Annotated in this window: 21 protein-coding genes; 10 read left to right on the forward strand and 11 right to left on the reverse strand. The window is 42.7% G+C overall.

The window, feature by feature from the left end:
* The first annotated feature begins 8 nt into the window (after positions 1-8).
* From ID165_RS19510 to ID165_RS19520, 3 genes are all read left to right on the forward strand, one after another.
* Positions 9-935 carry a glycosyltransferase family 2 protein gene (locus tag ID165_RS19510; RefSeq protein WP_192347101.1) on the forward strand — a complete coding sequence of 309 codons (927 nt, stop codon included), beginning with the start codon at positions 9-11 and terminating at the stop codon, positions 933-935.
* 162 nt (positions 936-1,097) lie between these two features.
* Positions 1,098-1,820, forward strand: coding sequence for a sugar transferase (locus ID165_RS19515; protein WP_192347102.1), 723 nt, complete (start codon positions 1,098-1,100; stop codon positions 1,818-1,820).
* Between the two features lie 160 nt (positions 1,821-1,980).
* Positions 1,981-2,391, forward strand: a complete 411-nt coding sequence (locus tag ID165_RS19520) for a DoxX family protein (RefSeq protein ID WP_192347103.1) — start codon at positions 1,981-1,983, stop codon at positions 2,389-2,391.
* A 300-nt stretch (positions 2,392-2,691) separates the two neighbouring features.
* On the opposite strand, the gene ID165_RS19525 is transcribed toward ID165_RS19520, so the two are convergent.
* Both ID165_RS19525 and ID165_RS19530 read right to left on the reverse strand, forming a co-directional pair.
* Positions 2,692-4,812 carry a PQQ-binding-like beta-propeller repeat protein gene (locus tag ID165_RS19525; RefSeq protein WP_192347104.1) on the reverse strand — a complete coding sequence of 707 codons (2,121 nt, stop codon included), beginning with the start codon at positions 4,810-4,812 and terminating at the stop codon, positions 2,692-2,694.
* Between the two features lie 206 nt (positions 4,813-5,018).
* Positions 5,019-6,287 (reverse strand): APC family permease, encoded by a 1,269-nt coding sequence (locus ID165_RS19530; RefSeq protein ID WP_192347105.1) that lies wholly within the window; start codon positions 6,285-6,287, stop codon positions 5,019-5,021.
* A gap of 246 nt (positions 6,288-6,533) precedes the next feature.
* Between ID165_RS19530 and ID165_RS19535 the strand changes: the two genes are divergently transcribed.
* The gene (locus tag ID165_RS19535; RefSeq protein ID WP_192347106.1) at positions 6,534-7,274 is read left to right on the forward strand and encodes a hypothetical protein; all 741 of its coding nucleotides are present in this window, start codon (positions 6,534-6,536) and stop codon (positions 7,272-7,274) included.
* 325 nt (positions 7,275-7,599) lie between these two features.
* Here the strand turns inward: ID165_RS19535 and ID165_RS19540 are convergent, their stop codons facing one another.
* Genes ID165_RS19540 through ID165_RS19550 form a run of 3 tightly spaced genes read right to left on the reverse strand, consistent with a single transcriptional unit; the run spans position 7,600 to position 10,469 of the window.
* Positions 7,600-8,742, reverse strand: coding sequence for a cysteine desulfurase family protein (locus ID165_RS19540; protein ID WP_192347107.1), 1,143 nt, complete (start codon positions 8,740-8,742; stop codon positions 7,600-7,602).
* 41 nt (positions 8,743-8,783) lie between these two features.
* Positions 8,784-10,178, reverse strand: coding sequence for a phosphoglucosamine mutase (glmM, locus tag ID165_RS19545; protein WP_192347108.1), 1,395 nt, complete (start codon positions 10,176-10,178; stop codon positions 8,784-8,786).
* A gap of 60 nt (positions 10,179-10,238) precedes the next feature.
* The gene (locus ID165_RS19550) at positions 10,239-10,469 is read right to left on the reverse strand and encodes a hypothetical protein (RefSeq protein ID WP_192347109.1); all 231 of its coding nucleotides are present in this window, start codon (positions 10,467-10,469) and stop codon (positions 10,239-10,241) included.
* Between the two features lie 72 nt (positions 10,470-10,541).
* On the opposite strand from ID165_RS19550, the gene mazG reads away from it, so the two are divergent.
* From mazG to fumC, 4 genes are all read left to right on the forward strand, one after another.
* Positions 10,542-11,342, forward strand: a complete 801-nt coding sequence (gene mazG / locus ID165_RS19555) for a nucleoside triphosphate pyrophosphohydrolase (RefSeq protein ID WP_192347110.1) — start codon at positions 10,542-10,544, stop codon at positions 11,340-11,342.
* Between the two features lie 72 nt (positions 11,343-11,414).
* Positions 11,415-11,795, forward strand: a complete 381-nt coding sequence (locus tag ID165_RS19560) for a RidA family protein (protein WP_192347111.1) — start codon at positions 11,415-11,417, stop codon at positions 11,793-11,795.
* Positions 11,796-11,801: 6 nt separating this feature from the next.
* Complete coding sequence (locus tag ID165_RS19565; RefSeq protein ID WP_192347112.1) at positions 11,802-12,287, forward strand: hypothetical protein; 486 nt, start codon at positions 11,802-11,804, stop codon at positions 12,285-12,287.
* A 76-nt stretch (positions 12,288-12,363) separates the two neighbouring features.
* Complete coding sequence (gene fumC / locus ID165_RS19570) at positions 12,364-13,764, forward strand: class II fumarate hydratase (RefSeq protein ID WP_192347113.1); 1,401 nt, start codon at positions 12,364-12,366, stop codon at positions 13,762-13,764.
* A 224-nt stretch (positions 13,765-13,988) separates the two neighbouring features.
* Here fumC and ID165_RS19575 read toward each other — a convergent pair whose 3' ends face one another.
* Genes ID165_RS19575 through ID165_RS19585 form a run of 3 tightly spaced genes read right to left on the reverse strand, consistent with a single transcriptional unit; the run spans position 13,989 to position 17,861 of the window.
* Positions 13,989-15,317: a dicarboxylate/amino acid:cation symporter gene (locus tag ID165_RS19575; RefSeq protein ID WP_192347114.1), complete on the reverse strand. Its 1,329-nt coding sequence runs from the start codon at positions 15,315-15,317 to the stop codon at positions 13,989-13,991.
* A 10-nt stretch (positions 15,318-15,327) separates the two neighbouring features.
* Positions 15,328-16,413: a chorismate synthase gene (gene aroC, locus ID165_RS19580; RefSeq protein ID WP_192347115.1), complete on the reverse strand. Its 1,086-nt coding sequence runs from the start codon at positions 16,411-16,413 to the stop codon at positions 15,328-15,330.
* On the reverse strand, positions 16,413-17,861 hold the full coding sequence (locus ID165_RS19585; protein ID WP_192347116.1) for a BatD family protein: 1,449 nt from the start codon (positions 17,859-17,861) through the stop codon (positions 16,413-16,415). The genes aroC and ID165_RS19585 overlap by 1 nt, the downstream gene beginning before the upstream one ends.
* A 113-nt stretch (positions 17,862-17,974) precedes the next feature.
* On the opposite strand from ID165_RS19585, the gene ID165_RS19590 reads away from it, so the two are divergent.
* Positions 17,975-18,163, forward strand: a complete 189-nt coding sequence (locus ID165_RS19590; protein WP_192347117.1) for a hypothetical protein — start codon at positions 17,975-17,977, stop codon at positions 18,161-18,163.
* Between the two features lie 63 nt (positions 18,164-18,226).
* Here the strand turns inward: ID165_RS19590 and ID165_RS19595 are convergent, their stop codons facing one another.
* Positions 18,227-19,456 carry an ammonium transporter gene (locus ID165_RS19595; RefSeq protein ID WP_192347118.1) on the reverse strand — a complete coding sequence of 410 codons (1,230 nt, stop codon included), beginning with the start codon at positions 19,454-19,456 and terminating at the stop codon, positions 18,227-18,229.
* A 36-nt stretch (positions 19,457-19,492) separates the two neighbouring features.
* Positions 19,493-19,831: a P-II family nitrogen regulator gene (locus ID165_RS19600; protein WP_192347119.1), complete on the reverse strand. Its 339-nt coding sequence runs from the start codon at positions 19,829-19,831 to the stop codon at positions 19,493-19,495.
* A 278-nt stretch (positions 19,832-20,109) separates the two neighbouring features.
* On the opposite strand from ID165_RS19600, the gene ID165_RS19605 reads away from it, so the two are divergent.
* The gene (locus tag ID165_RS19605; RefSeq protein ID WP_192347120.1) at positions 20,110-21,015 is read left to right on the forward strand and encodes a sugar phosphate nucleotidyltransferase; all 906 of its coding nucleotides are present in this window, start codon (positions 20,110-20,112) and stop codon (positions 21,013-21,015) included.
* A 25-nt stretch (positions 21,016-21,040) separates the two neighbouring features.
* Here ID165_RS19605 and ID165_RS19610 read toward each other — a convergent pair whose 3' ends face one another.
* Positions 21,041-22,150, reverse strand: a complete 1,110-nt coding sequence (locus ID165_RS19610) for a DNA replication/repair protein RecF (RefSeq protein WP_192347121.1) — start codon at positions 22,148-22,150, stop codon at positions 21,041-21,043.
* Positions 22,151-22,202 lie beyond the last annotated feature (52 nt).

Here is a 22,202-nt window from a genome sequence, read left to right on the forward strand (position 1 = left end):
TTTAAGTTATGCAGGTGAATCTTTTTATCCCTACGCTGAACGCAGGAAAAATCTGGAAGGAAGTGCTGGACGGTGTAGCTATGCAAAATTATCCCATTTCCAGGTTAGTTATTATTGATTCCGGCTCCACTGATGGTACATTGGATTTGATCAATGAAGATACCTGCGACTTGATCCGGATTGACAAGAAGGATTTTGACCATGGCGGGACGAGACAAATGGCTGTTGAGACATTTCCCGATGCGGATATATTTGTATTTCTTACCCAAGATGCGATTCTTGCTGATCCTGATGCAATTAAGGCGATGGTGGAAGCTTTGGAAGAAAATCCTGACCTGGGAATGGTCTACGGTCGCCAGCTTCCACACAAAAATGCAAAGGTTCTGGAAACCCACGCAAGACTTTTTAATTACCCCCCTGAGTCCAGAGTAAAGAGTATGGAAGATGCTGATCGCTATGGGATTAGAACAATTTCCTGCTCTAATTCCTTCGCTGCCTACAGAAAAACAGCCTTTTTTGCCGTCAATGGTTTCCCTACCGGCTCTATTTTAGGCGAAGACGTATTAATTGCAGGCAAAATGTTGCTAGATGGATGGAAAATGGCGTACCTTTCGAATTCGAAAATACACCACTCACACGATTATTCTGCCATTGAAGAATTTAAGAGGTATTTTGACATTGGAGTCTTCCATGTCAACAACGAATGGATCTTCGAAAAATTTGGCAGAGCTGAAAGTGAGGGCTTCAAGTATCTCAAATCAGAACTCACCTATACTTTCAAACAGAACCCACTTTTGATCCCGAAATGCTTGATCGCTACCGGAGCTAAATTGCTTGGATATAAACTAGGCCTTCAGTACCAATCGCTCCCGGCAGGACTTCGCAAATCATTCTCCATGACAAAGGCGTATTGGGGAAAAGCCCAACACAACTAGTCCATCAGGTAATAACTCTCGCAATATGGGGACGCACTCCCCATAATTTATGTTAACAATTTCCGAAAAAGCTCTCAAATAGCTGAAATAGGCTTGTTCTCGCTTGGCATCCCTATTGAATAATAGCTAGTACGAAAATGTTTGACTTTAAATACTAAACCAATGATACGTAATTATTCATCCCATCAACAAGAGATTGTCTTCAAAGGCTACCAATCGGGAAGTATTATCCCTAACCTGTTTACTTTAACGAACATTTCTAGAAGTTCAGTATCCGAGACAGTAAATGAGGGTATAGAATTAACAACCAGAATTGCAAAAAGGTCTTTTGATATCCTTTTTTCTTCTGTAGCAATTCTGGCTGGTCTTCCTGTGTTCCTTACATTAATGTTGATCACAAAACTTACTTCAAAAGGGCCTGTTTTCTACAAGCAGGAAAGAATAGGCAGAAACGGTTCTCCTTTCAATATCTATAAATTCAGAAGTATGATTGTAGAATCCGAAGTGAACGGACCGCAATTGACTACCGACAATGATCCTCGAATTACCAAATGGGGTAATTTCATGAGGAAAACACATCTGGATGAGCTTCCACAGTTCTTTAATGTACTGGTAGGTGATATGTCTGTAGTAGGACCTAGACCTGAGCGTGCTCATTTCATTCAGCAGATTGTAGCAAGACAACCCCAATATGTACAGTTGCTTGCCATCCGACCGGGAATCACTTCTATAGGTCAAGTTGATTATGGCTATGCGGAGACTGTAGAGGAAATGTGTCAGAGAGTTCTTTTGGATTTGAAGTACTTGAGCAGCGTGAACTTATTGACTGACTTGAGCATAATCGGCCAGACCGTGATGACTATGATCAATAAAAAAGGTAAGTAATATAAAAAGTATCAATCATTGGACATTTAAAATCGGTTGCCAAATTGGCCGCCGATTTTTTTTGTGCTTGATTATAACAAAAATACGCAGGTCATGTAAAACACCCTATAATTTTAAATATCAAATTCTATTTTAGATGATGTAATTAAACAGGTATAAGATGAAGAAAACTGCTATTGAAGATATAGGGCTATTGATAATGAGAATTGGTGCAGGAGGAATGATGTTGACCCACGGGTATCCGAAACTTATGCGGTTATTCGGAGATGAGCCCATCAAGTTCATGGATTTCGTTGGGATTGGCTCTGCAGCTTCACTTTCACTTGCTGTGTTTGCAGAAGTTGTTTGTTCAATTTTGGTTATGATTGGCTTTAAAACACGGCTGGCGACTATCCCTTTGATGGTTACAATGCTTACGGCAGCTTTCATTGCCCATGCGGCAGATCCTTTTGGCAAAAAAGAACTTCCTCTGCTTTATTTTGTCGTTTTCCTCGGAATTTTGATTTTTGGATCCGGTAAATTTTCGGTTGACGGATTCAGCAACCGCAAATCTGTATACTACAAAGGTTAATTATTCATCCAAAAGCCTTTTGAAGAGACCAATTAACAGTTTCACCGGTTGGTTAACTTTTTAGAAAACTAGAGAACTAAGGAAGGCTGAAATTACCCTTCCTTCCTAGTACAGTACATTCCTTTGCTAGATTTGTTTTAAAACAACTTTAACCCGAAATATGTATTAGCAATTCTACGCCACGGCGCACAAGTTACTGCAGCCATTAATTGCTTCCCGATTAAAATAGGGACAGGCTATGACGAAACCTAATGCATAATCCGGCTTTAATCCCGACTCGAAAAGGTCATAAATCAAAACTTAGTTTGGTAAGGCATAAGCCACATATGCATCGCCACTTTTAGTACCTTTTCCACCTCCACAGGCTATTACAAGAAATTGCCTACCGCCGATTTCATATACAGCGGGAGTCGCATGACCAGAGGCAGGAAGTTTGGCTTCCCAGAGGATTTCACCGGTATGCTTATCGAAAGCTCTGATTTTCTCATCTTTTGTCGCCGCTATAAATAACAATCCACCCGCCGTAGCCACTGGTCCTCCATAATTCTCTGTACCTGTAGGAGAAAAGCCTTGGGCACTCAGCGAATCAATCTCTCCCAAGGGGACTTGCCATTTTTTCTTACCGGAATTCATATCGAGCGCAGTCAAAAGTCCCCACGGCGGATTGGATCCATACAGTCCCTCTTTAGTTACCAGTTTCTTATAACCATCCATATAGTATCGCGGGTAAAGCTGAGGTGATTCTCCCTCCATTTCCTGCTTATCCCCTTCGGTTGCCAGTGCTTTATCCAATAAATATTCCAACAAAACTTTTCTGTTCTCATTTGATACATGTGCGAAAGCAGGCATCGCTCCTCTCCCTTTTCTAAGCAAATAATCAAGTGAATCGTAGGTGTATTTTTCCTTCACATCCAGTAATCCCGGAATGGTTGGGGGATTTCCTTTTCGCTCCACCCCATGACAATTACCGCAGTAATTCGTGTAAACGGATTTCCCCACATTCTCAAAATCAGCATTTGGAGTCATATTTATTATCCACGGAATTTGATTGGCATTCACATATAAAGTCTGGGTGGTGGGATCAAATGCAGCACCACCCCATTCGCCCCCGCCATCCATTCCGGGAAAAAGAACAACGGGCTTATCGGGATGTGGAGGAGCCCAAGTATTGCCGTATACGGCTCCTTCTAATTGCATTCTGATATCAGCTTCCCAATCCGATCGAAGATTAAGAATGTTGCTTTCATTAAACACCAGATCCATAAAGGGCTGTGGAAATGAAGGAATTGGCTGCGTGGGAGAAGTATATTCTCCAGGCATAACAGATTGGATGACCGGAGTCTCCACAATATCCCATACAGGCTGGCCAGTCTCCCGATCAAGTACGTAGGTCATTCCTTGCTTGGAAATCTGAGCCACAGCATCTATCCACTGCCCATCTTTCTGAATTCGAACTAAATTGGGATTCGCAGGAAAATCCCGATCCCATACGTCATGGTGAACAGCCTGAAAATGCCAGATTCTCTCCCCTGTCTCAGCGTTCAAAGCAATTAAAGAATTGGCAAACAGATTATTCCCTTTGCGATAGCCTCCCCAAAAATCATAGGTGGCTGATCCTGTCGGCACAAATACAATTCCCCGCTGCCGGTCCACGGTCATACCTGCCCAATTATTCGCTCCTCCTATTTGCTTGATATGTGTCTGATCCCAGCTATCATAACCGTGCTCACCTTCTTGCGGAATTGTATGAAAAATCCATTCCCGTTTGCCTGTTCGGATATTATATGCCCGAATGTGTCCAGGCGCAGCATCCAATCCTTCAGACAGTCGCATCCCAATAATCAACAAATCTCCATACACCACACCCGGAGCATTTGCTACAATCAAAAAGTCTTCCCGATCCGAATCCAAATCTTTTCTCAAATCAACTTTTCCCTTTTCACCAAAGCTCATAACAGGATCTCCTGTTTCGGCATCTACAGCCATCAACCAATTTCCAGCACCGAAAAGTATCCGTTTATCTCCTCCATCTTCCCAATAGCTAACACCCCGATTGGTCCCCGCCCAGGAATTTTCCCCGCCCAACACTTCAAATGGATCAAATCTCCAAACTTCCTCCCCGGTGGCCGCATTAACGGCGAAAACATTCAGTGTAGGCGTGGAACCGTAAAGCAGCCCTTTGATTACAATTGGCTGACACTGGATCTGAGAGCGCTCAGTAGCATCACCTGTATGATATGTCCAAGCTACTTCCAGTTGAGATACATTTTCTTTGTCGATTTGCGTCAAAGAAGAATATCGGGAACCATCTTCCGGGCCGCCGTAGTGTGACCAATCTCTGTAGTCAATTTCGGATGTTTTCGATTGGCAGGCCGAAAAAAGTAAAAGTAAGCCACAGATAACTTTAAGGAGAGCTTTCATGAAATAGGTTAGGAAGGGTTTGAAGGCAAAATATCGGGAAATAAATTTGGAATACCAGTTAATCAGACTCTGGGAAAACAATCCCATTAACCTCGAAAAATTCAGCGAGTGCTATAAAACAGAATCAAGTTTCGCTTCAGCTTTGAGGTCCGTGCTATTAAATTAAAAAAATAGCATTGTAGCTCCCGAAGACGCAGAATAATGCTTTATATTTTTCTCGAAAAAACCCGATGCAACCCATAAATCATAAACCCAAACACAGTCCAAAGTACCATATCGGTGATTTCCTCTATCTTGGTGCTGCTGAGCAGCCAGACGGTTGCTGCGATTCCTGCTACCGCTAGTGGAACTCCAAACTTCAACTTGTAATAATCTGCACCCGGCTGACTTTTGCGCAAGCGAATCAATGCCCCGCATACCAACAGGTAAATCAATAATCTGGCAATTACAGAGATTGCAAGAGACCCCATGAAATCCCAAACAACTGCGACTATGATAATCAAGAATGCAAAAAATACGATTGCTACTGTAGGCGTGCGGAATCGGGGATGGACAAAGGAAAATACTTCAGGAAATTGACCGGATTCACTCAGTGCTAAAGGCAATCTCGAACCACTTAGAATCTGCACATTCAATGTCCCCAATATAGACACTATCGCACCTATTGTAATAAACAATCCTCCGCCGTAGCCCATTATCCTTGACGCAGCATCTGCCAGTGGTTTATCAGAAGTAGCCAAATCAGGAAGGGTACCTATGGCAACTACTTGAATCAGTACATAGAACACCGTAATGATGAGTGCTCCTGTCATCAGGGCAAAGGGAAGGTTTTTACGGGGATTTTCTACTTCTCCGGAGATCACCAGACCAGCCTCAAAACCGCCAAAGGCAAAAATCAACAGTAAGGCAGAATTTGCAAACTCGGGCATTGGCGGCGGAGAACTAAAATCAAACGCCTCTACATTAAGAAAAAACAGACCAATTATAATAAATAGGGACAGTGGAACCAGTTTGGCAATTGTCAATACATTAGTCGTCTTGGTGGAGTCTTTGATCCCAATCAAATTAATTCCCGTCAAAACAGCAGTGATCACCACGATCACTACTATCCGCATCCATTCCTCTTGAAAGACAGGTGAGAAAAAAGACATATAAATCACCAGCAAATTGACCAAAGTGGCGTAGCTGAAAAGCCTGGTCAACATCAAAACCCACCCAACAGCAAAGGCTGGAAGATCGCCAAAAGCCTCTTTAACATATAAGTAAGGTCCTCCCGTACGGTCAAATCTAGAGCTCACTTCCATGAAAACTAAAATCAGCACCAGCATCACCACAGCACAAACCCCAAAGGCTAGCAAGGAATGGGTACCGGAAAGCGCAAAAGCTTTGGCCGGAAGACCAAAAATCCCTGCTCCGATCACAGAATTAATTATCAGAAAAACCAGATCCCACTTGCGGATTTCTCTCTTTAGCATTGGATAAGCTTGGGTGGATAAAAACTTAAAGTAGCTAGAAAAACCAACTTTTGAACCGGAAAAAATGATGTGCGGTACGAACAAGCCCAAGTCTATAGAAATCAACTATTCAAACCATCCTTCCTAAGCTAGATTTCATGTGCTATTTTTTTCTGTTCAAAAGAAAATCAAGCCGTAACATACATAAACCATTGGTTTTTTGATGAATCTTGATGAATTTATAGGACAATAAATTTCTAAGGAAGCATGAAAGCATTACTACTTTTCCTCTCCGCTATATTTTTCTTCGGTTTGGCAAACGCTCAAAACCTTGATGGAGCTTGGAAACTCACACACCAAGATGGCAAGGAAATGAATGACATGGAGTACATCAAAATCTATCAGGATGATTATTTCGCATTTGGTGCAAAACGGATCTCCGATAACCATTTTGTCAGTGCAGGAGGCGGTTCTTATAATTTTACAGATGGGAAATACATCGAGAGTCTGGATTTCTATACAGTAGATCCCTCTCAGATAGGAACCACAAATACGTATACCTTGGACTGGGTCAATGAAAAAATGGTTATTTCCTCCGAAATCAACGGAAAAATGCTGGTGGAAATCTGGGAAAAAATTTCTGATGCGAAAGATGATCTTACCCGAAACTGGGTAATTACTGGCAGAAAAAGAAATGACGAAATATCCCGATCCACGCCAGGAGCCAGAAGAACCGTGAAAATCCTCAGCGGAGGCAGATTTCAGTGGATTGCTTTCAACTCAGAAACCAAAGAATTCTCAGGAACCGGAGGCGGAACTTATAGTGCCAAGGATGGAAAATACGTAGAGAATATCACGTTCTTCTCACGGGATGACAGCCGTGTGGGGGCCAGCTTGGATTTCAATTATAAAGTAATTGATGGTGAATGGCACCACAGCGGACTGAGTTCTAAAGGAGATCCGATTTATGAGATTTGGACACCTTATGCGATAGGGTATAAAAAGTGATTATCGGGTTAAATTATTTAATAATTAGACTAGGTGTCATTATTAAAAATGGAACTCCCTACCTTTTCAGGATTTTTTGTCTTTGTCCACCTTTCCAATTATCAGGAAGTAAATTGGATGCCTAATTCCTATTGAACTCCCCTATTGGTGTTTTCCCGATTTCTTGGGGGAATGATTTTGAGCTTTATACGCTTGCATGAAGGGTTAATCAAGGCAATGGTATTCCATGGAATGTGGAACGGTATTTTATCACTTACCATATTCCTACCTGAATAAAACAGTGTTTAACTAAAAAAAGAGCCTCTTGAGCTCCTTTTTTAGTTTTTTATGCTTCTACCACGTAAAGCTCCTTCAGTTTCCCGACCGTATAATCTACTTCTTCAATGGTATTAAATCGACTGAAAGAGAACCGAACAGCATCTCTCTCCGCAGTATGATTGATCGCTCTAAGCACATGCGAACCCACTGTTGCTCCCGAACTGCAAGCTGATCCTCCTGAAGCAGAAATGCCCTCCAAGTCCAGATTGAACAGTAACATGCCACTATTTGCTTCCGAAGGAGGCAAACTCACACTCAAAACAGTATATAGGCTATTATCCATATCAGCGGAAAGCCCATTGAAATCCACACCGGGGATCTCCCGAATAAGGCTTTGAATAAAATGCTTTTTGATTGCTTCCACATGAAGTTGGTGTTCTGCCATATCTTCATAGGCGATTTCCAGTGCTTTTGCAATTCCGATAATCCCGATAACATTTTCGGTTCCTCCACGCATATTTCTCTCCTGCGCACCACCATGAATCAAAGGATGGATTTTCTTATCCTTTTTCACATAAAGAAACCCAGAGCCTTTTGGTCCGTGAAATTTATGCCCTCCCGCCACGATCGCATCCACGGGCAGAGATTTCAAGTCATGGACATAGTGCCCCATGGTCTGAACTGTATCCGAATGGAAAAATGCACCGTATTCTTTCGCAAGTGATCCAATGCGGTTGAGATCATTTAAATTTCCGATCTCATTATTTGCATGCATCAGCGAAACCAAACTTTTGGGATTTTCCTTCAGTAAATTCTCCAACTGGTGCATATCCAATTCCCCTTTTTCACTTACATCCAGCATACTGAGCTTTACATGTCCCTTTTTCTCACACATTTCCAAGGTGTGCAAGACGGCATGATGCTCCAGCGGGGAAGTGATCGCATGGGCGATGCCGTGACTTTCGATCCCACACACAATAGCAGTGTTGTCTGCCTCGGTGCCGCCTGAAGTAAAGAAAATTTCTGCAGGAGTAGCATTTAGCAACTCAGCCACCTTTTTTCTAGATCGCTCTATAGCCGTCCTGACTTCTCTACCAAAGCTATGGACAGAAGAAGGGTTACCATAATGATTTCTCATAAAGGGGATCATGGCTTCGATCACCCGATCATCCATGGCAGTAGTGGCGGCGTTGTCTAAATAAACTTTCATTCTACTCGTATTGGGTTGTATATTCTTTATCTAAGTATATATCAAATCATGGAAGCATTCACCACTTCTTTGATATCAGCAATTAATTTTTTGGCTAAATGCTCCGCCGTAGCTTCGGATTCAGATTCGGAATAAATACGAATAATAGGTTCCGTATTTGATTTCCTCAGATGCACCCATTCCTTTTCAAATTCGATTTTGACACCGTCTATATCATTGATAGGATGACTTTTATACTTCTTCTTGATTTCAAGCAATATATTATCCACATCGATCTCAGGAGTGAGTTCGATTTTGTTTTTTGAAATGTGGTAATTCGGATAGGTTGCACGAAGTCTGGAAATTGACTTACCAAAGTTGGCTAGGTGAGTCAAAAACAACCCTATTCCAACTAATGCATCCCGTCCATAATGAGACGTTGGGTAGATGATTCCACCGTTGCCTTCACCGCCGATCACGGCATCCACGGCTTTCATCTGATTGACTACGTTCACCTCTCCTACGGCCGAAGCATTGTAAACTCCACCTCTTTTCTCTGTCACATCACGCAGTGCGCGCGTAGAGCTTAGATTCGAAACCGCATTCCCCGGAGTCTTTGATAGCACATAATCTGCCACAGCGACCAAGGTGTATTCTTCTCCGAATGCAGATCCATCTTCATTGATAAACGCCAATCTATCCACATCAGGATCCACTACAATGCCCAGATCGTAGCTTCCTCTTTCCAATTTCTGGGAAATATCCCTCAAATTCTCAGGCAATGGTTCTGGATTGTGTGGGAAATGCCCATCAGGTGTACAGTACATTTCTTCAATCTCCGTCACCCCCAAAGCTCTCAAAAGCATAGGTACCGCTATTCCACCTGTGGAATTTACCGCATCCACCACTACTTTGAAATTCCGGGCTTTGATCGCTTCTACATCTACCAATTCCAGCTCCAACACATGCTGGACATGACGCTCTATGTAATCGCTGATCTGAGAATATTTCCCGAGTTTTTTCACTTCCGCAAAGGTAAAATTCTCCTTTTCAGCTTTCTCTAAAATAGCCCTTCCCTCAGCATCTGAAATAAATTCTCCCTTGTCGTTCAGAAGTTTGAGTGCATTCCACTGCGCCGGATTATGGCTGGCAGTAAGGATAATCCCCCCCCCCGCTTTTTCCAGAGGCACAGCAAATTCTACGGTAGGTGTAGTACTCAAGCCCAAGTCGACCACGTGGATCCCCAAACCTTGTAGCGTAGCTGAAACCAAACCGGAAACCATTTCACCTGAAAGACGGGCATCCCTACCGATGATTATTTTAGGATTGTTTGTTTTTTCCATTACCCAAGCTCCATATGCTGAGGTAAACTTGACAATATCAATGGGAGTAAGCCCATCGCCGGCTTTACCGCCGATAGTTCCTCTGATTCCAGAGATTGATTTAATTAGTGACACGTACAGTAATTTGATTAGGTTAAAAACTGATGAATCCTGCCGGCTGACAGGATATTGCTTTTACTTGAATTTCGCCAGAACCTTATCCACTTCATTGTCCGGATTGCCACAGCTGCTACTTGCATCTACAGTTTTTCCACAATAACCACAGGTTCCCCCTTCTTTATTCAAATAAGGGTTTTGAGAGGCACAAGTGCCCTTGAATTCGCCGTTTTTAAGGAATAAGAGCCTTACCGACATCAAAATGAAGAATAAAGCAACGAAACCAAGAGTTAGAAATACGGTTGTCATAACGGATAAATTTGCGCAAATTTAAGGCTTTACTTCGAAAACGTTCCTAATTACAGCATAGTTTCCTCACCCATGACAAATTTGAGTACCCGAGCCGAGAAATTGGCAGCTTTCGACAGACTTCTTACCATCATGGATGAACTCAGGGAACAATGCCCTTGGGACAAAAAGCAAACCACGGAAAGTCTTAGACACTTAACTATAGAGGAAACTTTTGAACTTTCTGATGCGATAATCGAGGGTGATCCTGATGAGATCAAGAAAGAATTGGGTGACATTCTCCTTCACATCGTGTTTTACGCGAGAATCGGCTCAGAAGAGGGCAACTTTGATATGAAGACGATGATTGATGCACTTTGCGAAAAGCTAATCAGAAGACATCCCCATATCTATGGAGACACTCAGGCCGATAATGAAGAAGCCGTAAAGCAGAACTGGGAGAAAATAAAGCTTACCGAGAAAGGCAATAAATCTGTACTTGGCGGAGTACCCAAATCACTTCCCGCACTGATCAAAGCAATGCGTATCCAAGAAAAAGCCAGGGGAGTCGGTTTTGACTGGGAAGAGAAAAGTCAAGTCTGGGAGAAAGTAGAAGAGGAAATGCAGGAGTTCAAGGCAGAATTCAACGTGGCAGATGCTATTGAGATCAATCAGGAAAAAGCCAGTGGAGAATTCGGAGACTTGTTGTTTTCTCTGATCAATTATGCCAGATTTATAGATATCAATCCGGAAGAAGCGCTTGAACGTACAAATAAAAAGTTCATTAAACGTTTTCAATACTTGGAAGCTGCAGCAAAAGACTCAGGCAAAACACTAAGCGAGATGACGCTCGCTGAAATGGATGTATATTGGAATGAAGCGAAAAGGAAGTAAGCTGTCGCAGTCAAAAATAATTGGAATAATGGAAAACAAGTTCCGGAAATCTAAACTATAGAACAAATAAGAATGTCAAATAAAATCATTTTCACTAACGAAGCTCCTGCGCCGATCGGCCCCTATTCTCAGGCAGTGTTGGCAGGAAATACGCTCTATGTCTCAGGTCAGATTGCCTTGGATGCCGAGACTGGCGAATTGATCAACGAGAACATCACAGAAGAAACTCATGCAGTGATGAAAAACCTGGAAGCTGTCCTCCGAACTGCCGGTTTCACTTTCGGGGATATTGTCAAATGCAGTATTTTCATCAAAAATATGGATGAGTTTGGCACTATCAATGAGGCCTACGGTCAGTACTTCAAATCAAACCCTCCTGCCAGAGAAACAGTAGAAGTAAGTAAGCTCCCAAAAAACGTCAATGTAGAAATCTCCTGCATTGCTGTGAAATAGCAAATTTTGAATCTTTTTCCCTACGATAGCGAAACCTTAGTCAGCGCCCTTTCGAAAGAAGAGGTCCTCAGCCACTTGAATAGGGTGACAAGGGAAGTAAATTACCTAGATCCAAGATCCCAAGCCGCAGAAGACATTCTCTTTAATGGTTTGGTAGGGAAAAAAGGGTTTAGAATCTCAAAAGTTGTAAACAGAGGGGATACGTTTCTCCCTTTGATTTTGGGAAAAATTGAAGCCACTCCACGGGGATGTATTTTATTCATAAATTACCGCCTGTTTCCCGGCGCACTTTTTTTCATTGCGTTCTGGTCCATTATTTTGCTGGCATTCACGGTGGTTTACTTATTTCTAAACCCCAACTACGGATATGCCATCCTATGTTTTTTAGTAGGCTTAGTCAATTACTTAATAGCCATGTATTTCTTCAACAGACAAGTGAAAACCTCCCGAAAAGTTTTCCACCAACTGATCAATTTCCAAATGAAGGATTAAGCCTTCTATTCTTAGGGAAAAATGGCTTTTGGGTTTAATTTAGCACCGCAAAAAAGATTCAATAAAACATACTATAATGAGCATCCGCATAGAGAAAGACACCATGGGTCCTGTAGAAGTTCCTGCTGACAAATACTGGGGCGCACAGACCCAAAGATCCATTAATAACTTCAAAATCGGCGGCGAGAAAAACCGCATGCCCATCGAAATCACGAGAGCTTTTGCGATTTTGAAAAAAGCCGCGGCGCTGACCAATGCGGAGTTGGGAGTACTGGACCAAGCCAAAGCAGATATTATCAGCAAAGTATGTGATGAGATTTTGGAAGGGCAACACGACGAGCAGTTTCCGCTGGTAATCTGGCAAACCGGTTCCGGTACCCAATCCAATATGAACTCCAATGAGGTGATCGCTTATCGCGCCCATGTGCTGCTTGGCGGTTCTTTGGAAGATACCCAAAAGAAAATTCATCCAAATGACGATGTCAACAAATCACAGTCATCCAATGACACCTACCCTACGGCTATGCACATCGCTGCGTACAAAATGGTGATGGAAACTACGATCCCGGGAGTAGAAAAACTCAGAGACACGCTTACCCAAAAAGCCGAAGCGTTCAAAGATGTGGTAAAAATCGGACGTACGCACTTCATGGATGCCACACCTCTTACGCTGGGTCAAGAGTTCAGTGGATATGTAGCACAGCTCAATCACGGCTTAAAAGCCTTGAAAAACACATTATCACACCTCTCAGAATTAGCACTGGGAGGCACGGCTGTAGGGACTGGTCTTAATACTCCAAAAGGATATGCTGAGTTGGTAGCAAAGAAGATCGCTGAGCTCTCAGGTCAGCCATTTGTAACTGCCGAAAATAAATTTGAAGCTCTTGCGGCGCATGATGCCATGGTGGAAACTCATGGTGCATTGAAGCAGTTGGCAGTTTCACTGATGAAAATAGCGAATGATGTACGAATGCTGTCCTCAGGACCTAGATCCGGAATCGGTGAGATTTTGATCCCTGAAAACGAGCCCGGATCGTCCATTATGCCTGGCAAAGTCAATCCTACCCAAGTAGAAGCTTTGACTATGGTTGCCGCCCAGGTAATGGGAAATGACGTTGCCATTTCCATCGGGGGCTCAAATGGGCATTTTGAATTGAACGTATTCAAGCCTTTGATTGCTTCCAACTTCCTTAACTCTGCACGCCTGATCGGTGATGCCTGCGTTTCTTTCAACGATCATTGTGCCGTTGGCATTGAGCCAAATACGGCAATGATTCAAAGACATCTGGAGAATTCATTGATGCTGGTAACTGCGTTGAATCCACACATTGGCTATGAAAACGCAGCTGCTATTGCCAAGAAAGCACATAAAGAAGGCACAAGCCTAAGAGAAGCGGCTATCGCTTTGGATTTGCTAACTTCGGAGCAATTCTCAGAGTGGGTGAAACCGGAAGCGATGACAGGAAGTCTGAAGTAAGATTCGATTTACCCTAAAAACAAAAATGGTCCCGTCGCATTGACGGGACCATTTTTGTTTTTTTACAGACTACATGTTGCTTTTCTGCCAGTAGGGCTTTAAAAGCGATATAAGAGATGGCAAATCCAAGAATTGCGCTTCATCCGTCTTCGGTCTTCCTGCCTCTTAAGAGGACAAGATCACCGGCAACATTTCGAATAATCATAACAAGCTACTCTTTCTAACTAATCATTCGGAGTCAACGGATTTGACTTTCGTATCAAGCCATCCGGCAATTCCCCTTCAGTGCTTGCGACAATGGTACAAACTGCCGCATCGCCGGTGACATTGACCACCGTTCGGAACATATCCAAAATACGATCAGGAGCAATAATCAATGCAATCCCTGCAGCAGGTACACCTATCGATTCCAACACGATGATAAGCATGATCAATCCTGCTCCGGGAACACCCGCAGAACCGATTGATGCCAGTGTGGCGGTCAATACGATCATCAACTGCTGAGTTAAGCTCAATTCCATTCCCAATGCCTGTGCAATAAATACTGCTGCAACTCCTTGATAGAGACTGGTTCCATCCATATTCACTGTGGCACCCAATGGCAACACAAAGCTGGAAACCTCTTCCGACACACCCAATTCCTCTTCCACTTGCTTCATTGTGACAGGAAGCGTAGCAGAACTCGAACTGGTCGAGAATGCTAACAATTGAGCCGGCCTTATCGCTTTAAAGAAATCCTTGTATTTCACCTTGGTGAACGCCATCAAAATTGCGGGATAAACAACCAAAATCATGATAAACAACCCTCCCAATACCACTAAGCTATATTTCAACAATGCCATCAAAAGCTGCAGAGCGGAATCTGGATTTTCTCCTGCAATTTCCACGATCAAAGATGCCATCAAAGCAAATACTCCATAAGGGGCTATCATCATAATGTAATTCACGATCTGGATAATGACATCGTTCATCCCGTCAAAAAATGCTACAACAGGCGCCGCCTTACTCTTTTGCACTTGCAAAAGCGCTACTCCGACCAAAATGGCAAAGAACACAACTTGCAGCATAGCGGCATTATCTGTTGTGGCTTGAAAAACATTCTCAGGAACGATGTCCACCAAAGGCTGTAGCGGGCTTTGCTTTTGCAATTCAGCTGCCTGTCCCACTCTAGACCCGGCATCGCCCTCATACAAAGACATCAAATTCTCCCGGGTTTCCGGAGGCAAGCTTTTACCCGGTTTGAAAATATTGACAAGCAACAAGCCTATAGTAATTGCCAGGACGGTTGTACACAGGTATGTCCCAATTGTTTTCCCGCCAATCCGGCTGAGTTTGGAGATGTCTCCCAAGTTAGAAACACCTACAATCAGCGAAGCCAGCACTAGAGGCACGGCGATCATTTTCAGGCCATTGATGAAAATCGTTCCAAATGGCTTGACATAATCAATAGTGAAAGAATTAGGAATGGAAGTTTTAATGACCACTAAACCAAAAATCAACCCCAGAACAAGTCCGATGATAATTTGGGTATGTAAGGGTATCTTTTTAAACATCATATTTGGGTTAGAAGTCTTGCAGTTTATTACTTTTTGCCAACAAAATATAATCCACTATGACCAAAGCCGCCATAGCTTCCACAATCGGCACAGCTCTAGGTACTACACATGGATCATGGCGGCCCTTTCCCGAAACCACCACGTCTTCACCTGCTTCATTCACTGAGTCCTGATCTTGCATTATAGTAGCTACCGGTTTGAAAGCTACATTAAAATAAATATCTTCTCCATTGGATATTCCACCCTGTATACCTCCAGAATGATTGGTCAAGGTACGTACTGCTTCCCCTTCCTGAACGAATGTATCGTTATGCTCGGAGCCCCTCATTTTCACTCCCTCAAAGCCACTTCCATATTCGAACCCCTTCACTGCATTGATGCTTAGCATAGCTTTACCCAGCTCGGCATGAAGCCTGTCGAACACCGGCTCACCTATTCCCACAGGGGTGTTTTTGATCACACAGCTTACTACTCCGCCTATGGTATCCCGATCTTTTCTTACAGAATCAATCAATGCTATCATTTCCTCAGCGACAACAGGATCAGGACATCTCACGATATTTTCCTCAGCCTTTGCGAGGTCTAATTCAGAGTAATTTTTCCCCAGCTTCAAATCTCCTACCTGAGAGACATAAGCCTGAATGCTGATTCCTTTGGTCTCCAAAAGTTGCTTTGCAATTGCTCCCGCCACTACCCTGGCAGCTGTTTCCCTGGCGGAGCTTCTTCCTCCTCCTCTGTAATCTCTTAGCCCATACTTTTGGAAATAGGTAAAGTCTGCATGAGAAGGACGAAACTTATCTGAAATATGAGAGTAGTCCTTACTTTTCTGATCTGAATTGTTGATCACTATACCAATGGGAGTACCTGTGGTCACCCCTTCAAAAACTCCCGACTTGATCTCAAACTCATCTTCTTCTTTACGTTGAGTGGTGATTTTGGACTGTCCCGGTTTTCTCCGTTGCATCTCTGCAATAAGTTTGTCCACATCTATTTTCAGCCCTGCCGGACATCCCTCTATGATTACCCCCAAAGCCAATCCATGAGACTCGCCATAAGTGGTGATCTTGAATAGCTTTCCAAATGAATTGCCCATTATTTTTTCCTGATTATCAATACAGCCAACAAAGCCACTGCTAAAAGCAGCAAAACGTTGATTGAGACCGTAAAATAGTATTTATATTTCTCGTTTAAAAACCGGTTATCTTCAGTGGAAATGCGGTCATATAGCCCTCCTAACCGCTGACTGGAAATTGCCTGATTTACTTTACTTTCCCCCACCACAGTGATCTTCGCCTTCGGTCTCAGCGTATCATAGACTTCACGCTCAGGGTCAAAGTAAATCCATTCAAAGTTATTCTCCAGATCAATCTCTCCTGCTTCATTGATGGTGATGTAATAATTGAATTCCTTGATTCCCGACACCCTTCCATATCCGCGGTTGATCTGCTGGCGCACATTCGGATCGTAGGTGTTGAGGTTGGCGGTCGAGAGTCTTTTGGGGGCGGAAACGGCATTGATATTTCCGACACCGCTTATCCCAAAATTATAGTCAAAACCCTGACCGGTTTCCACTTCAATTGTTGTGATATTTTCTCTGATCTGGAATTGTCCTACACTCACTTCATTTTTCAAAGGATGCGGCGGAAGAGGTTTGACTTTAATCGTCTTTGGATTAGAATAAAAAGTCTTGAAATCCTCTTGCCTATTGGCTCCAAAGAAACTCGGGTTTTTGGCAATTTTATATTTGATCATCTCCCAGGGTATTCTTGGGATGGCTATTTCTCCTTCGGAAAATGGAAAAAAAGTAGCCTCATACACCTTGAATTTTGTCCATCTTTTTCCGTTGATCGTAACTTGCTCGGGATCTATATTACTGATATTGAAGTTCTCCTCCCATGCATTTTTAGGCTTTATCTTCTTCAAAATATCATCCAACTGCCTGCCGGGCTCATGAAAATTAAACTGAGCTTGATTGGATTCTGATATGTAAAATGCCAGACTCAGATCAAATCCCTCACCCTGATAGATTTCTTCTTTGTCCACAGATACGGAAAAAAACGCATCATCTTCCAACTCCACATATTCGGGGTCTTCTACAGCTGATCGACCAAAGAAATCCGCAAAGGGATCAGTAGCAGAACCGCTTCTGCTGTTGGCACTTGCCGCATCTCCCACAGTGATTTTTTTGCCGGTAGAAGAATATGCCTGGCCATTGATGGCAAGCTCAAAAGAAGGTAACGTAAATTCCCCCTTTCTGCTCGGCTTATAATATTGGATGATACTGTTGGAACTGCTCATCTGCCCGTTAATCAGATTCATAGAGGAGGATTGGGAAATCCCCTGTTTCTGAAACCCCGGTATTTCGGGAAACTGATCATAGGATTTGATTTTCTCGTTGCTGAGAGTTACTTTGATAGTGAAAGTTTCATTCAAGCCGATCTCACCAGGTCCAAGCTCAATCTGAACATCCTGAGCTATAGCCAATCCTGAAAATAAGATAAGGCCACATACGAAAATGAATTGGGCAAGCGTTTTAATCATGGTTGCGAAAATAGGGAATATTCTACTCTTTGATTTCTAAAATAACGCAACATATAGAGAAATGCCTCCGTATTGAAACTTAAAATCAGTTAAAACCCTAAACTCTTTAGACTATGATCGAATATGTGAAGACTATCTTACAAAAGGTCAGCTTTTCAACCTATTTGTTTGAGCGTGAGCTGAGAAAAGGCTTAAGGCTTATTTCCCCTACTGAGGTTCAGGAATTCAGAGAATGGTGTTACCTGATGTTTGGCAAAATGCACCATTTAATTCTCAATAGATATTTCGAACCGACAATTTAATTCAAAAGCCCCGGCCAAATGATGGACGGGGCTTTTTCATATAGAATAGTTGGTTCTCTTTAATTAATCTTTTGTCGCAAAATCCGGATATGCACGCATACTGTGCTCATTGATATCCAGACCTTCCGTTTCTTCCGCTTCATCCACTCGGATACCGGTAGTCTTCTTCATGATAAAGAAAATCACCCCTGCGAAAATAACACAGAACACGCCTACCGCGGCCACGCCAATCAACTGAGAGAAAAACTGACTCACTCCGGCCAAATCTCCAAAGATACCCACGGCCAACGTACCCCAGATACCACCTACCAGATGAACTGAAATCGCACCTACAGGATCATCCACTTTGATTTTATCAAAGAAAACGACTGCCAAGACGATCAAACCACCGCCTATCAAACCGATGATGATCGATGAATTAACTCCCATCAAATCGGCACCGGCAGTGATCCCTACCAAGCCTGCCAAAATCCCATTCAACACCATAGTAATATCGTATGTTTTAAACATCAGATAAGAAACAATCAGTGCGCCAACTGCTCCTGCCGCAGCAGCCATACATGTGGTTACAAAAACCTTGGAAACCAGTCCCGGATCAGCACTTAGAACAGAGCCTCCGTTGAATCCAAACCACCCAAACCATAATAAGAATACTCCAAACGTAGCCAATGGAATGTTATGGCCGGGAATCGCAGTCATACCCCTGGAAGTATACTTCCCAATTCTAGGCCCCAAGAGTGCAGCGCCAATCAGTGCTCCCCATCCGCCTACTGAGTGCACGATAGTAGATCCCGCAAAATCATAAAATGGTGTCTCAAGGGCATTAAGGAACCCTCCACCCCATTTCCACATTCCTACAATTGGATAGCAGATTCCTACATACAGGATGGAAAAAAAGATAAATGGCCCCAATTTCACCCGCTCAGCCACAGCACCCGATACTATCGTAGCGGCAGTAGCTGCAAACATGGCCTGGAAAATAAAATCAGTAAAGAAGGTATACCCTTCATTGTAATTGCTGGTATCCCAACCTTCGGGAAGCGTAAGTCCAAAACCTGCAAATCCAAAGAATGAGCCTGCAAACTCTTCTCCGGGGTACATTAAATTGAATCCCACGAAAGCATATGTCAAAAGTCCAATGGCTGGAATAATGGTATTCTTGAACAGGATGTTCACGGTGTTTTTAGAACGGGTAAGTCCGGCTTCCAAGCTGGCAAATCCCAAGTGCATGATGAAAACCATAGTCGTGGCGATCATCATCCATAAATTATTGACAGTAAATAATTCTTGCATTTGATAAAATAGGTTCGGTGAATTATGAGAATAAGATTAAAGTGCCTGCTCGCCTGTATCGCTATTTCTGATACGATAAGCATCCAGCACGTCATAGACGAAGATTTTCCCGTCACCCACCTGGCCTGTATTTCCTTCAGTCAGAATACAGTTGATCACAGGCTCGACCAGTTCATCTACTGTGACGATTTCAATCTTCGTCCTCGGGATGTAAGCAGGCTCATAGGGAACACCGCGGTACATTTCAAGCCTGGCATGCTCCAAGCCCATCCCTTTCACTTCATAAAAAGTGAGAAACTTCACTCCAAGACCAGCCACACAGGAGTGGATTTGGTCAAAGCGCGAAGTCCTGATAATTGCTTCAATTTTTTTCATTTTTTTCAATGGGTCTAATGGTTTTTTGAGATTATGGCATAAAACTAAACAGAAAATTAAAATAATTCATATTCAAGATAAAATTTAACCCATTAATCCAAATATTCTTGCGGAATAATGGATTTGAAGAGATAAAGAACACCATCTTTCTATTTGAAAAATATAAAGATTAATAATATTGGTTTAAATCAAAACGAATAGCTTTTCCAGAACCCCCTACTTCCACTTGCCTCGCTAACATAAAAACTTAATTTTGCCAACGTTTTAAAAACCTACATATGAACCAGAAACCCACCTTACTTGTACTTGCTGCCGGAATGGGAAGTCGCTACGGAGGAAACAAGCAAATCGATGGATTCGGCCCAAGCGGAGAAACCATTTTGGAATATTCTATTTTTGACGCTATCAGAGCAGGTTTTGGCAAAGTGGTCTTTATCGTGCGGGAAGAAATTCTGGAAGTAGCCAAAGAGAAATTCCTACCAAAACTTCAGGGTAAAATCGAAGTTGGCTTTGTAATCCAATCGCTGGACAGCTTTGTCCCTACAGAATTGAAGCAGGCAGACCGCAAGAAACCATTCGGAACTGCTCACGCTGTGCTATGTGCCAAGGATGTTATCAAAGAGCCATTTGCAGTGATCAATGCGGATGATTTTTATGGAAAAGAAGCTTTTGATGCAATCGGCAAATTCCTGACCGCTGAAGTAAAGCCGGATCTTCATGCGATGGTGGGGTATGCTATTCAGAATGTGCTTTCTGAAAATGGCACGGTAAGTCGTGGTGTCTGCGAGACCAATGAAAAAGGCCACCTAATCGGAATGGTGGAAAGAACTTCCATTGCCCGTGAAGACGGCAAAATAGTTAGCAAAGGCGAAGGTGAAGTGTTGGAAATTGTGGAAGACACACCGGTAAGCATGAACTTCTGGGGCTTTCACCATGAGGTGTTTACTGATATCGAGAAAATGTGGAATACATTTCTTCCGGAAAATCTCGATAATCTTAAATCTGAATTCTACATTCCTACTGTAGCAAACAACTTGATACAAGCTAATGAAGCAGCATTCGACATACTTGAAGGAGGTAAAATATGGTTTGGCGTCACCTATACGGAAGACAAACCAGTGGTGATCGATTCCCTGAAAAAACTGCATGATGCAGGGGATTATCCCGATGATCTATGGAAATAAAGGTAAAGGGGCTTCGGCTCCTTTATTAATTTTCAGGGACAATCATCCCTTCTTTTAGTGAAAAGTAAAAAACTTCAGGATCAAGGTCAGTCAATATCTTCCTTGACCGCTCTGGTCTTGCATCTGTCAAAAATATCTGGCCAAACATATGCTGTGAGATCAATTTCATCAGCTGGGCAATCCTCAGGTCATCCAGTTTGTCAAAGATATCGTCCAGCAACAAAATGGGTTTTTCTCCTTTTTCTCTCTCAAAAATCTGAAATTGGGCTAGTTTCAGTGCAATAATATAGGATTTCTGCTGTCCCTGGCTTCCAATCTTACGGATGGGATGACCTCCTATCATGAAAGCAAAATCATCCTTATGAATACCTGCATTACTATTTTTGGTGATCAAATCCTTTTTTCTCAAGTTTTTAAAATAATCCCTAAAGTCATCACGCAATGCCTCTGTTTCATAAATCACGCTTACAAGTTCTTGCCCTTGAGATATTTCTGAATAATGACTTTGTAATAAAGGAGCCATTTCTGTCAATAGCTCATTTCTCTGTGATGCCAATTTTAAACTGAGTTCGATCAGCTCAGTATCGTAATTATCCAAAAGAGTCAAATCGCGACGTCCCGTCTCTGCAAACTTCTTTAGCAAAGCATTTCGCTGCTTTAAAAAGTGATGATACCGAATCAGCTGGTCCAGGTATGCATGATCAAGCTGAGAAATAAGCCCATCAAAAAACTTTCTACGCCCCTCACTTCCACCTTTGATCAACTCAGTATCATCCGGCGCAATCAAAACTAAAGGAATATACCCCACATGTTCTGATGTTTTGGCCAGTGCCTTTCCGTTCTGATAAATCTGCTTTTTCTTTCCCAATTCCACAGTACATCTCACTTCCAACGGCTTTTCGTCTGCCAGTTCAAATAGCCCCTTGATCGCAAAGAAATCCCGCTCGTGCTGCACATTTAGGCTATCACTGGATTGGACTGCACTTTTGGTCAAAGCCAAATAATGTATCCCGTCGAGCACATTGGTTTTTCCGCTGCCGTTCAAACCTACGAAACAATTTATCTCATTGGAAAATTGGAGTTGGGTCTTCTCATGATTTTTGAATTGTAAGAGTTCGAGAGACTTCAAGTGCATGAGTTTGGGTAATTATTTCGAAGGGAGCCTGTTATTTAGGGCGGGTTGATTA

The sequence above is a fragment of the Algoriphagus sp. Y33 genome (assembly GCF_014838715.1).
GTDB lineage: Bacteria > Bacteroidota > Bacteroidia > Cytophagales > Cyclobacteriaceae > Algoriphagus.

Bases quoted from the DNA above. Each gene is read 5' to 3' on its own strand.
- ID165_RS19515 (WP_192347102.1), top strand. From the start codon at position 1,098: ATGATACGTAATTATTCATCCCATCAACAAGAGATTGTCTTCAAAGGC.
- ID165_RS19520 (WP_192347103.1), top strand. From the start codon at position 1,981: ATGAAGAAAACTGCTATTGAAGATATAGGGCTATTGATAATGAGAATT.
- aroC (WP_192347115.1), bottom strand. From the start codon at position 16,413: ATGGGCAATTCATTTGGAAAGCTATTCAAGATCACCACTTATGGCGAG.
- ID165_RS19550 (WP_192347109.1), bottom strand. From the start codon at position 10,469: ATGACAACCGTATTTCTAACTCTTGGTTTCGTTGCTTTATTCTTCATT.
- ID165_RS19560 (WP_192347111.1), top strand. From the start codon at position 11,415: ATGTCAAATAAAATCATTTTCACTAACGAAGCTCCTGCGCCGATCGGC.
- ID165_RS19540 (WP_192347107.1), bottom strand. From the start codon at position 8,742: ATGAAAGTTTATTTAGACAACGCCGCCACTACTGCCATGGATGATCGG.
- ID165_RS19590 (WP_192347117.1), top strand. From the start codon at position 17,975: ATGATCGAATATGTGAAGACTATCTTACAAAAGGTCAGCTTTTCAACC.
- ID165_RS19585 (WP_192347116.1), bottom strand. From the start codon at position 17,861: ATGATTAAAACGCTTGCCCAATTCATTTTCGTATGTGGCCTTATCTTA.
- fumC (WP_192347113.1), top strand. From the start codon at position 12,364: ATGAGCATCCGCATAGAGAAAGACACCATGGGTCCTGTAGAAGTTCCT.
- mazG (WP_192347110.1), top strand. From the start codon at position 10,542: ATGACAAATTTGAGTACCCGAGCCGAGAAATTGGCAGCTTTCGACAGA.
- ID165_RS19600 (WP_192347119.1), bottom strand. From the start codon at position 19,831: ATGAAAAAAATTGAAGCAATTATCAGGACTTCGCGCTTTGACCAAATC.
- ID165_RS19535 (WP_192347106.1), top strand. From the start codon at position 6,534: ATGAAAGCATTACTACTTTTCCTCTCCGCTATATTTTTCTTCGGTTTG.
- ID165_RS19610 (WP_192347121.1), bottom strand. From the start codon at position 22,150: ATGCACTTGAAGTCTCTCGAACTCTTACAATTCAAAAATCATGAGAAG.
- ID165_RS19595 (WP_192347118.1), bottom strand. From the start codon at position 19,456: ATGCAAGAATTATTTACTGTCAATAATTTATGGATGATGATCGCCACG.
- ID165_RS19525 (WP_192347104.1), bottom strand. From the start codon at position 4,812: ATGAAAGCTCTCCTTAAAGTTATCTGTGGCTTACTTTTACTTTTTTCG.
- ID165_RS19575 (WP_192347114.1), bottom strand. From the start codon at position 15,317: ATGTTTAAAAAGATACCCTTACATACCCAAATTATCATCGGACTTGTT.
- ID165_RS19530 (WP_192347105.1), bottom strand. From the start codon at position 6,287: ATGCTAAAGAGAGAAATCCGCAAGTGGGATCTGGTTTTTCTGATAATT.
- ID165_RS19510 (WP_192347101.1), top strand. From the start codon at position 9: ATGCAGGTGAATCTTTTTATCCCTACGCTGAACGCAGGAAAAATCTGG.
- ID165_RS19605 (WP_192347120.1), top strand. From the start codon at position 20,110: ATGAACCAGAAACCCACCTTACTTGTACTTGCTGCCGGAATGGGAAGT.